Raw genomic sequence first — 11,741 nt, 5'->3', positions numbered from 1 at the left:
GGCCTCGAACGTGAGTTCGTGTGGTCGCAGCACTGTCCTTGCCTTGCCTCGACAGCGGCGCCTTCGCCCAAAAACGGCTGAAAAGGGTGAATGCGCAGTGCCGATGCGAGGCGGTGCCAGATTTCCTGTTGGATAGTCGCCGGGAAACGTCTCCGCTCCCAGTGACTGTAAAATCAACTTGACACACGAGTTAGTCAATTTGTGTTGACAGAAGCACGGCGTCCGTATCTTGCTGGAGTAGTCGGTACAGCGGTCAGGTTTTCCTGACGCCGGGAATTGATTTGGGCCAAGCCCATAATCCGACGACCGGCGTAGTCACGTGGCGAGCTGGTCGGGCCCTACAGCATCGGAAACGCGGGTCCTGCAATGCAGTCGGCCGAAATCGTGCGGTCGCTCGAGGAGGCAGCCAAGCTTTGTGGGTTTGGCTGTGTGAACGATGGACGCGAAATCACCGAACCCACCCCACGGCTCTCGTTTGCGGATCTTTCTCGCCGACGATCATCCGATTGTCCTGAGCGGGATGAAGATGCTCGTCGCCGAAGATCCCGAACTCGAGCTGGTCGGCGAGGCCACCGACGGACCCAAGGCGCTGCGGCGCGCCATCGAGCTGAGGCCCGACGTCGCGGTGTTCGATCTGTCGATGCCGGGCATGAACGGAATCGACGTCACCGAGAAGTATCTCGAGGCGCTGCCGAAGGCGCGCGTGCTCGTCCTGTCGGTGCAAGAGGATGGTGCGTATCTGCGGCGGCTGCTCAAAATGGGCGTCGGCGGTTACATCCTCAAGCGCTCGGCGACCGACGAACTGATCCGCGGCATCCACGCCGTCGCCGCCGGCGGGCTTTATCTCGATCCGGCGATCGCCGGGCGCGCCATCGGTCGGGGCGTCCAGCAGGTGTCCATCGACAGCGAAACCAGCCCGATATCGGAACTCAGCACCCGCGAGCTGGAAGTGCTGCGGCTGGCCTCGGTCGGCCACAGCAACAAGGTGATCTCCGCCAAGCTCCAGGTCGGCTCCAAGAGCGTCGAGACCTACAAGGCGCGCGCCATGGACAAACTCGGTTTCACCAACCGGGTGGAGTTGATCCGCTTCGCGCTCAGCATGGGCTGGCTGGAGAGCGCGGAGCCGTAACGGCTGCTCCGGTGCGATAGGCCGTTCCCCACTTGGGCTCCTGCAAACCGATGCCATGCCTTGATCTATCGCAACATCGATGGGAGCCATCGGCGCAAGGCTTGCTTCATCGTTTCAAGGACCCGGCCGCGCTCCTGCGGTCTCGGCCGATTCTCAAGATCGGTCGATCCGGACCACCAAGTGCACGTGAGTTGGGCATGAATTCGGCTGCCGGTGACGTCGACCTGACGAACTGCGACCGCGAGCCGATACACATTCCCGGGTCCATCCAGCCGCATGGATTGCTGATCGCGTTCAACGACGATCTGCGGGCGGTTGCCGTTAGTTCGAACATCGCGACTTTTGCCGATCTCGGCCCGGACGATCTGCTCGGCAGATCGCTCGCCGAGGCGCTCGACGCCGCCAGCCAGGCGCGGCTCCGCAGCGCCATGCGCGAGCCGGCCGACGCCAGCGGCTCGCCGGTCGCCATTCGGCTGTGCCGGCGCGACGCCGAATTCACCGGACTCTGGCATCGCCACGGCGGGTTGACGTTTCTCGAACTCGAAGTGCCACGGCACGAGGCGGCCGAGTCGCACGCGTTCTTCTGCCGGACCAGCGGCGCGATCAAGCGCCTGCAGGCGGCGCAGAGCCTGGAAGGCGCCTGCAGCGCGGCGGCGCGCGAAGTGCGCGAAATCACCGAATTCGATCGGGTGAAGATCTACCGCTTCGCGCCCGATTTCAGCGGCGAAGTGATCGCGGAGGACCGTACCGAAGGCGTCGAGTCGTTTCTCGGGCTGCACTTTCCGCCGTCGGACATCCCGGCGCAGGCGCGCCGGCTCTACACCACCAATCCGATCCGGATCATTCCCGATATCGACTACATCCCCGTTCCGATCGTGCCCGGCCACGATCCGTCCACCGGGCAGGCGATCGATCTGAGTTTTGCCGTGCTGCGCAGCGTGTCGCCGATCCATCTCGAATACATGCGCAATATCGGCATGCGCGGCACGATGTCGGTCTCGATCCTCCGCGGCGACAAGCTGTGGGGGCTGATCGCGTGCCACAACCGGCAGCCGCGCTACGTCGGCCACGATGCCCGCCAGGCTTGCGACATGGTCGCGCAGGTGCTGGCCTGGCAGGTCGGCGTGATGGAGGAGCAGGCCGCGACCCGCCAGACCCTGAAAGGAAAGGCGATCCAGCGCAGCCTGATCAGCGACATCGAGCAATTGCACGACCATCGCGCGGGTCTGGTGCGCAACAGCGAAGCCCTGCTCGAACTGATGGGTGCGTCGGGCCTGTGCCTGTTCGGACGCGAAGGCATCACCTCGATCGGCCGCACACCACCCGAAGCGGCGATCGAGATGCTGGCCGGTCTGGTCGGGCGCAATGACAGCGCCGAGCTGTTCGCGACCGATCAGCTATCCACGCTGTTTCCGGAGGCCAAAGCCTTCGCCGACGTCGCCAGCGGCGTGCTGGCCGTTCCGCTGTCGCGGACGACGCCGCGGCGGGTGATGCTGTGGTTTCGCCCGGAAGTGTCGCAGACCGTCTATTGGGCCGGCAATCCCGACAAATCGGTCAGGGCGGAATCCGGGCGATTGCGGCCGCGGACGTCGTTCGCCGCCTGGACCGAAGAAACCAGCGGGCGCGCCCTGCCCTGGCAGCCGCATGAAATCGCGGCCGCGGTCGAGATCAGGGATCTCGTCATCGATGTGATCCTGCGCAACACCGAGAAGCTCGAACGCGTGAACACCCAGCTCGCGCGCAGCAATGAAGAACTCGAGGCTTTCGCCAACGTGGCCTCGCACGACATCAAGGAGCCTCTGCGCCACATCGAGGCCTTCGCCGGACTGCTCGGCGAGTCGATCCGCGAGATGGGCGACGAGCGTCTCGGCCTGATGGTCAGCGGCATCGAAAAATCGTCGCAGCGGCTGCGCATTCTGATCAACGACCTCGCCGAATTCTCGCAGCTCGGCCGCCGCTCCAAGCCGCTCGCGCAGACGTCTTTGATGGAAGTCGCCCAGGACGTCGTCACCGATCTGCATCAGCGGATCGAAGAGGCGTCGGCGGTCGTGGAGATCGAACAGCTACCCGTCGCGCAATGCGACCGCAACCAGATGCGCCAGGTCCTGCAGAACCTGTTGTCGAACGCATTGAAGTATCGGCATCCCGGCCGACCCTGCCGAATTCGCGTGTTCGCCGAGCAGCGCAGCGCGGAGGAGCCCCGCGGGGAAGTCGGCAGGGCGGCCGGCTCCACACGGATCTGCGTCAGCGACAACGGCATCGGCTTCGACCCGAAATACGCCGAGCAGATCTTCGAGCCGTTTCAGCGTCTCCATGGCCCCGACGACTACGAGGGCAGCGGCATCGGGCTCGCGATCTGCCGCAAGATCGTGCAGCGGCACGGAGGCCAGGTCGGCGTCGACACGATCCCCGGTTCTGGCTCCACCTTCTGGTTCACGCTGCCGATTGCGGTCGCCCTGGCGGCCACGCCTTGAACCGGACACCGCGATGAACGAACCGCGACCACCGACCGCGCCCAACGCATCCTCCCAGGTGCGGGATGAACGTGCGTTGGCTGCCGATCTCACCGAATGCGATCGGGAGCCGATCCACATTCCCGGTTCGATCCAGCCTCACGGCGTTCTGATCGCTCTCGCCGAACCTGATCTGCGACCCGTCTCGGTCAGTGCCAACATCGAAGCTGTGCTCGGACTTGCGCCGGAGGCCGTGCTGGCGGAGCCGTTGTCGGCGCATCTGTCCGCGGACAGTTTCAGCCTGCTACGCACGGCGCTGTCCGGCGACCTCGCCGCGGCGAATCCGCTGCACCTCGAGTTCGTAGCGAGTTCGGGCCCGCGCACCTTCAACGGCATTCTGCATCGTCACGACGGTCTCTGCATTCTGGAGTTGGAGCCGCGCGACACCACCGAATCGTCCAGCGAATTCTTCCGAAGCGTTCGCGCTGCGATCAGGCGGCTGCAGAAGGCGACCAGCGTGCTGATGGCCTGCGACATCGCGGCCCGAGAAGTGCGCCGGATCACCGGTTTCGACCGCATCAAGATCTATCGATTTTCGGCCGATTGGAGCGGACAGGTAATCGCCGAAGATCGCGTCGACAGCATTCCATCGCTGCAGGATTTCCACTTTCCGGCCTCTGATATTCCGGCGCAGTCGCGCGCGCTGTACACCAGCAACACCGTCCGGATCATTCCGGATATCGGCTATCGCCCGTCGCCGTTGCTGCCGGACCGCAATCCGGTGACCGGCGGGCCGATCGATCTGAGCTATTCGGTGCTGCGCAGCGTCTCGCCGATCCACGTCGAATACATGGTCAACATGGCGGTGTACGGGGCGATGTCGGTGTCGATCGTGCGCGATGGGCGCCTCTGGGGCATGATCTCGTGCCACAACACCTCGCCCCGTTTCGTCGCCTACGAGATCCGCCAGGCCTGCGAACTGATCGCGCAGGTGTTGACCTGGCAGATCAGCGTGCTCGACGAAGCCGAAATCGTCCATCACAGCGTCCAGGTGCGCGCCACGCAGAACAAGCTGCTGCACCAGTTCGGCGACGAGCAGAGCCTCCACGGAGGGCTGAGCCGGATCGGGGACGAACTGCTCGCATTGATGAGCGCCTCCGGCTTTGCGCTGTGCGGCTTCGACAACATCACGTCGTTCGGGCAGACCCCGTCGCCGGTGCAACTGCGCGACCTGGCGCGCTGGATCAACCGCACCCAGCCCAACGGCGTATTCGAGACCGACCGCCTCGCGGCGATCTACGACGAGGCCGCGACTTACAGCGATATCACCAGCGGCGTACTCGGCATCCCGCTCGGACGGGCATCGACAACCCTGTTGTTGTGGTTTCGGCCGGAAGTCGCGCAGACGGTGACGTGGGGCGGCGATCCGCACAAGCCGGTGCGGATCGGCCCGCACGGCCGACGGCTGCAAACCCGAGCGTCGTTCGACGCCTGGCGCGAGGAGGTGCGCGGTCGCTCGATTCCGTGGCGCAGCCACGAGATCGCTGCGGCCGTCGAAATCCGTGACCTGGTCGTCGATGTCATTCTCGGCAAGGCGGAGCAGTTGGAGAGCGCGAACCGCGAGCTCTCGCGCAGCAATGACGAGCTGGAATCCTTCGCCTATGTCGCCGCTCACGATCTCAAGGAACCGCTGCGGCACATCGAAGCGTTCGCCGGTCTGTTGAGCGATCTGCTCGCCCCCGAGGCCAAGGCCAAACTCAACGTCATGGTCAGCGGCATCGAAGCCTCGTCGAGGCGCCTGCGCGCGCTGATCAACGACCTCGCCGAATATTCGCGGGTCGGGCGGCAGGCACGTCCACTGGCCCCGATCTCGCTGAACGAGGTTCTGTCCGAAGTCCTCGCCGATCTGAAGCCGATTCTGCAGGACACCCGCGCGGCGGTCACGGCGGGCGATCTTCCCGTCGTGCTGTGCGACGCCAGCCAGATCCGCCAGTTGTTGCAGAACCTGATCTCCAACGCGCTCAAATATCGCGACGACGGCCGCGCGCCGCAAATCACCATCGGCTCGGTGATCGAGAACGAATCCGCCGGCGACGAACGTGTTCGCCGGCTGCGCGTCAGCATCGCCGACAACGGCATCGGCTTCGACCCGAAATACGTCGAGCAGATCTTCGAGCCGTTTCAGCGCCTGCACGGTCCGGACGAATACGAGGGAACCGGCATCGGGCTGGCGATCTGCCGCAAGATCGTCAGCCGCCATGGTGGGTCGATCACGGCCACGAGTCGGCCCGGCGAGGGCTCGGTGTTCGACTTCACACTGCCTTTGCGCGGAGCGGATGATGCGGAGCGGCCGTCATGAACCGGGATCCGATTTTGCCGACGGTGCTGGTCGCCGAGGACCACGACTACGACAAGCTGATCCTGACCGAAGTGTTCGGGCGGGCCGGAATCAAGGCGGATATCCGCTTCGTCAGTGACGGCGAGCAGATGCTCGACTATCTCAAGCGCCGCCACCGCTACGCCGAGGAAGGCTCGGCGCCGACGCCGACGCTGATCCTGCTCGACCTCAACATGCCGCGGCTGGACGGGCGCAAGGTGATCCGCATCCTGCGCGCCGACGAGGCTATTCGCCACCTGCCGGTGATCGCGCTGTCCACCTCGGAGAGCCCGAAACACATCACCGAAGCCTACTCGATTGGAATCAACGCCTACCTCGTCAAGCCGGCCAGCATTTCCGACTACGTCTCCGCGATCGAATCGCTCTGGCAGTTCTGGATGAAGACCGCGTCTCTGCCGATGACGGAGAGTTTCGGTCATGAGTAGACTCGCGACCAGGATTCTGCTGGTCGACGACGCGCAGATCGAGTGTCTCGCTTTCGAGCGCCAGTTGCACAAGATTCCGGGGTACCATCCGCAGCTGGATTGGATCTCGACCTATGCGGATGCGCTCGCGGCGTTCGATCGCGACCAGCACGATTTGTATTTCGTCGATTTCCGGCTCGGCCCGGACAACGGCCTGGATCTCGTGCGTCGGGCACGAGCGAACGGGATGACGAAGCCGATCATCGTGTTGACTGGCCACGGCAGCGCGGCGGTCGACGAGGCGGCGACCGAGGTCGGCGCCAACGACTATCTGGTGAAGGGGGAGTTCGACGCGGTGCTGCTCGAGCGGTCGATTCGTTACGCCTCGCGCAACGCCGACGCGCTCGCTGAGGTGGCGCGCCGCCTGGTCGAAAGCAGGGCGACCGCCCGCGAACTGATGAAGCAGACAAAGCGGCGCGCTGCCGCGGAGGCCGACGTTCTCCAGGTGCTGCGACAGACGATGACGGAGCAGGAGGCCGAGCGTCAGCGAATTGCCCGGGAGATGCACGACAACCTCGGCCAGTCGGTAACGCTGGTTCAGCTCGGCCTCGACTCGATCGCACGCAGCGCGCCGGCGCAGAGCGACATCGCAAGTAAGGCCGCGTCGTTGAAACGCATCACGCACGATATGAGCAGGAGTCTGCACCGGATCGCCTGGGAGGTCCGCCCGACTGCGCTCGATGCGCTCGGCCTGGAGGACGCGATCGGCCAGCTCGTCGCCGAGTGGGAGCCGCATTGCAGCCTGAGCTTCGATCTTCACTTCGGGATCGGCGACCGGAGATTGCCGCCTGATGTCGAAAGCGCCCTGTATCGCGTGATTCAGGAAGGCATCACCAACGTGGTGCGCCACGCCAAGGCGACCCGGGTCGGGGTGATCCTGGAGATGCGGGGCAGCGAACTGATCTGCATCGTCGAAGACGATGGTTGCGGTGTGCCCGAGGTCGAGCCCGGCGTCGCCGAAAAATCGTCGCGCCGACTGGGCCTGCTGGGCATGCGCGAGCGGCTGGCTCTCGTCAACGGAACGGTCGAACTCGAATCTCATCCAAAAAAAGGCACGGCGGTGTTCGCGCGCGTGCCGCTATAGGTGAACATGATCGCAAGGCCTTCCACCGACGATATACTTCGCTGCTGACACCACAGCTTCGCACCAACCTTCACGCAGCAATCGCTGGTCATTCGATTGGCTGAGGCGAGGATTGGGTGACCGCGAGGCAAATCACTCCTCACCGCAATTGCTGGTGGGCCTGCCTGGACTCGAACCAGGAACCAGACCGTTATGAGCGGCCGGCTCTAACCATTGAGCTACAGGCCCCGCCGGCGGCCGCTCGGGCGGCGGACGGTGCGGTCACGGCATACAATGGCGGGTTCGGCGCGGCAATCGCTACCTTGCGCAGGTTGCGGGCGTCGCCTTGCGCCGCCTCACGCCATCGCCACGCGCGAGCCGCCGCCGCGCCGCCTCGCGCGGAACAGCAGCGCGGCCATGATGGCGACGTTGAGGGCGTTCCAGCCGATGCCGTTGAGGAAGGCGGCGGCGTAGGAGCCGGTGGCGTCGAAGATCAGGCCGGAGATCCAGCCGCCGAGCGACATCCCGACCACCGATGCCATGATCACGATGCCGACGCGGGTGGCGGCTTCGCGCGCGGGCATCGCCTCGCGCACGATGATCGCATAGGCCGGCACGATGCCGCCCTGGAACAGGCCGAACATCGCCGAGATCACGTAGAGCGACACCAGGCTGTCGAAGAACAGATAGAACAGCAACGCTGCGCCCTGCGCCACCGCGCCGATCAGCAGCGTCGCGATGCCGCCGATGCGGTCGGCGAGAAAACCCGAGCCGATCCGGCTGATGATGCCGCAGGCCAGCATCAGCGACAGCATCTCGGCGCCGCGCGCGACGCCGTAGCCGAGATCGCCGCAATACGCCACGATGTGGACCTGCGGCATCGCCATCGCCACGCAGCAGGCGACCGCGGCGACGCACAGCAGCGCCGTCAGCGTGTTGGTGGGAAGCTGCAGGTCGATCTTCGGCGGCGGGGCCGCGGTGTGCGCGGCCACCACATGGCCGCCCATCCGCGCGCGCAGCAGCGCCAGCACCAGCGTCATCGACACCACGCAGAACGCGCCGATCGCCACGTGGGTGGCGCGCCAGCCGTAGCTCTGCGTGCCCCAGTTCACCAGCGGGGGCCAGATCGTGCCGCCGAGATAATTGCCGGTGGCGGCGATCGACACCGCGACGCCGCGATAGCGCAGAAACCAGTGCGAAGCCTCCGCCATCAGCGGTCCGAACGTCGCCGAGGCGCCGGCGCCGATCACGAAATGCATCAGGTTGAACTGCCACAGCGCCGTCGACAGCCCGGCGCCCGCATAACCGAGCCCGATCAGCCCGACGCCGCTGCCGATCGCGGCGACGATGCCGAAACGGTCGGTGAGCTTGCCGGTCGCCACCCCGCCGAGGCCGAAGCCGAGCATCGCCAGCGTGAAGGCCAGCGACGCCGCGCCACGGGTCGCGGCGAAATCGGTCTGCACCACCGGCAGCACCACCACCACCGACCACATCCCGACGCTGCCGATCGAGCCGATGACGAGCGCCAACGCCAGCCGGGTCCAGGCCTGGCGCGAGTCGAGCATGAATGCCGGCGTTGTGCCGGTCTTTTGTGCAGGCGTTTCCACCCCGTCAACTTCTCCGGGCGGACGCCACGGGTCAAGGGCATCGGCCGGCCCCCTGCCATGACGCCGCAGGTTAACCCGCGTTAACCCTTTCCTAACCATAAACTGGGCAAATTTTGCCGAGTGATCGGAAGTGTCGTCAGCCGCGAACACCGGGGGAATGCCCGTGGACGCCAGTGCGGTGCCTCACATTGGAGCCGGCGACGCTGCGGTCGCGACGCGGGCGTTCGGCAGGCGCAAACGACGGCGGGAGAAGGCGGCGGACATGACGGATACGACGGTCGGCCAGGGCCCCGGCGGCGGTCTTCCCAGCCTGCGCGACATCGGCGCAATGCTGAAGCGCGGCGATCTCGCGCTCGCCTTCGGCGTGCTCACAATTCTGGTCGTGCTGATCATGCCGCTGCCGGCGATCGTGCTCGACCTGTTTCTGGCGATCTCGATCACGCTGTCGATTCTGATCCTGATGACCGCTTTGTTCATCCAGGCGCCGCTCGAATTCTCGTCGTTCCCCACCGTGCTGCTGATCTCGACCATGCTGCGGCTGTCGCTGAACATGGCCTCGACCCGCCTGATCCTGTCGCACGGCCACGAAGGCACCGCCGCCGCCGGCCACGTCATCGAGGCGTTCGGCAATTTCGTGATGGGCGGCAATTTCGTGATCGGGATCATCGTGTTCACGATCCTGATCATCGTCAATTTCGTGGTCATCACCAAGGGTTCGGGCCGCATCGCCGAAGTCGCGGCGCGGTTCCAACTGGATTCGATGCCCGGCAAGCAGATGGCGATCGACGCCGACCTCTCCGCCGGCCTGGTCGACGAAGCCACCGCGAAGAAGCGCCGCCAGGAACTCGAAGACGAGAGCGGCTTCTTCGGCGCGATGGACGGCGCCTCGAAATTCGTGCGCGGCGACGCCATCGCCGGCCTGCTCGTGGTGTTCATCAACGTCATCGGCGGCATCATCATCGGCGTCGCCCAGCAGGGCCTCTCCTTCGCCGAGGCCGGCCACACCTACACGCTGCTGACCGTCGGCGACGGCCTCGTCACGCAGGTGCCGGCGCTGATCGTCTCGACCGCCGCCGGCCTGCTGGTCTCGAAGGCCGGCATCAGCGGCTCCGCCGACAAGGCGCTGATGAGCCAGCTCTCCGGCTATCCGCAGGCGCTCGGCATGTCGGCCGGCGTGATGCTGGTGCTGGCCGCCCTGCCCGGCATCCCGACCCTGCCGTTCCTGTTCCTTGGCGGCGGCGCGGCGTGGCTGGCGGTGTCGGCGAGCAAGCGCAAGACGGCCGGCAAGGTGGCCGCCGATTCCGCAGCGGCACAGGCGCCCGAGGCGGTCGCCGCGGCGGCTGCAGCGGCCGCCGCAGCCGAAGAGCCGATCAGCGCGGCGCTGAAGATCGACGACCTCAAGATCGAGCTCGGCTACGCGCTGCTGCCGCTGGTCAACGGCCCCGACGGCACCGACCGCCTCACCGAACAGATCAAGGCGCTGCGCCGCTCGCTGGCGATCGAGATGGGGTTCGTGATGCCGGCGGTGCGCATCCTCGACAACGTCCAGCTCGAGGCCAACACCTACGTCATCAAGATCAAGGAAGTCGACGCCGGCTCGGGCCGGATCTGGCCGAACCAGTTCATGGTGATGGACCCGGCCGGCGAACAGGTGACGGTGCCGGGCATTCACACCACCGAGCCGACATTTGGATTGCCGGCGACCTGGGTCGACGCCGCCTTCAAGGAAGAGGCGTCGCTGAAGGGCTACACGGTGGTCGACGCCGCCACCGTGCTGTCGACGCATCTGACCGAGCTGCTCAAGGGCAACATGTCGGATCTGTTGTCCTACGGCGAGACCCAGAAGCTGCTCAAGGAGCTGCCGGCGGAGCAGTCCGAACTGGTCAAGGACATCGTGCCCGGCCAGATCACCGTGTCCGGCATCCAGCGCGTGCTGCAGCTCCTGCTCGCCGAGCGCATCTCGATCCGCGATCTGTCGACCATCCTCGAGGGCGTCGCCGACGCGCTCGCCTTCTCGCGCAACCCGAACACCATCGTCGAGCACGTCCGCGCCAGGCTGGCGCGGCAGATCTGCGCGCAGAACACCTCGTACAATGGTTACCTGCCGCTGATCGCGCTGTCGGCGAAATGGGAGCAGGCGTTCGCCGAATCGATCATCGGCCAGGGCGACGAGCGCAGCCTGGCGATGGCGCCGTCGAAACTGTCGGAATTCATGACCGCGGTGCGCGACCGTTTCGAACAGGCCGCGCGCGAAGGCGAAGCTCCGGTGCTGGTGACGTCGGCCTCGATCCGGCCGTTCGTGCGCTCGCTGGTGGAACGGTTCCGGGCCCAGACCACGGTGCTGTCGCAGGCGGAAATCCATCCGCGGGCGAGATTGAAGACGGTCGGCAGCGTCTGAACCGCACAAAATGACACTGCTCGAGGCTGAGCCCCGAGCGCGACATTTCGGTCACAGACAAGCCAAAGAGTTGCTGGATCATCGTCTAGCGGTGAACCCGGCAGTCCCCGACCAAAGTCGCCGGATCGTTCATAATGTATTGTTTAGTTTGTCGTTTTCGACACACCCGCGGGGTACTCTCGCGTGTCTTCACTTCTAATCACCGCCTTGTGATCGGGTATTTGGAACG

Annotated in this window: 7 protein-coding genes and 1 tRNA gene; 6 read left to right on the top strand and 2 right to left on the bottom strand. The window is 65.5% G+C overall.

The genetic code is table 11. From position 1 onward, the window contains the following. The first annotated feature begins 436 nt into the window (after window positions 1-436). The 5 genes from SR870_RS24135 (at window position 437) to SR870_RS24115 (ending at window position 7,528) form a co-directional block, all read left to right on the top strand. Window positions 437-1,129, top strand: a complete 693-nt coding sequence (locus tag SR870_RS24135) for a response regulator transcription factor (protein ID WP_322516012.1) — start codon at window positions 437-439, stop codon at window positions 1,127-1,129. Window positions 1,130-1,326: 197 nt separating this feature from the next. Further along, window positions 1,327-3,603, top strand: a complete 2,277-nt coding sequence (locus tag SR870_RS24130) for an ATP-binding protein (RefSeq protein ID WP_322516011.1) — start codon at window positions 1,327-1,329, stop codon at window positions 3,601-3,603. A gap of 13 nt (window positions 3,604-3,616) precedes the next feature. After that, on the top strand, window positions 3,617-5,941 hold the full coding sequence (locus tag SR870_RS24125) for an ATP-binding protein (protein WP_322516010.1): 2,325 nt from the start codon (window positions 3,617-3,619) through the stop codon (window positions 5,939-5,941). Then, window positions 5,938-6,405 (top strand): response regulator, encoded by a 468-nt coding sequence (locus SR870_RS24120; protein ID WP_322516009.1) that lies wholly within the window; start codon window positions 5,938-5,940, stop codon window positions 6,403-6,405. Before SR870_RS24125 ends, SR870_RS24120 begins: the two co-directional genes overlap by 4 nt. Further along, window positions 6,398-7,528 (top strand): response regulator, encoded by a 1,131-nt coding sequence (locus SR870_RS24115; RefSeq protein ID WP_322516008.1) that lies wholly within the window; start codon window positions 6,398-6,400, stop codon window positions 7,526-7,528. The genes SR870_RS24120 and SR870_RS24115 overlap by 8 nt, the downstream gene beginning before the upstream one ends. Window positions 7,529-7,680: 152 nt before the next feature. Here SR870_RS24115 and SR870_RS24110 read toward each other — a convergent pair. Continuing rightward, window positions 7,681-7,756, bottom strand: a tRNA-Ile gene (locus tag SR870_RS24110). A 107-nt stretch (window positions 7,757-7,863) separates the two neighbouring features. Further along, the gene (locus SR870_RS24105; protein WP_322516007.1) at window positions 7,864-9,114 is read right to left on the bottom strand and encodes an MFS transporter; all 1,251 of its coding nucleotides are present in this window, start codon (window positions 9,112-9,114) and stop codon (window positions 7,864-7,866) included. A 262-nt stretch (window positions 9,115-9,376) separates the two neighbouring features. Here SR870_RS24105 and flhA point away from each other — a divergent pair, with 262 nt between their 5' ends. Then, complete coding sequence (gene flhA / locus SR870_RS24100; protein WP_322516006.1) at window positions 9,377-11,512, top strand: flagellar biosynthesis protein FlhA; 2,136 nt, start codon at window positions 9,377-9,379, stop codon at window positions 11,510-11,512. The last annotated feature ends 229 nt before the right edge of the window (window positions 11,513-11,741 follow it).

The sequence above is a fragment of the Rhodopseudomonas palustris genome, from assembly GCF_034479375.1.
Lineage (GTDB): Bacteria > Pseudomonadota > Alphaproteobacteria > Rhizobiales > Xanthobacteraceae > Rhodopseudomonas > Rhodopseudomonas palustris_M.
The sequence above is the reverse complement of the archived record's forward strand: the minus strand, read 5'-3'. Positions and strand labels throughout refer to the sequence as shown.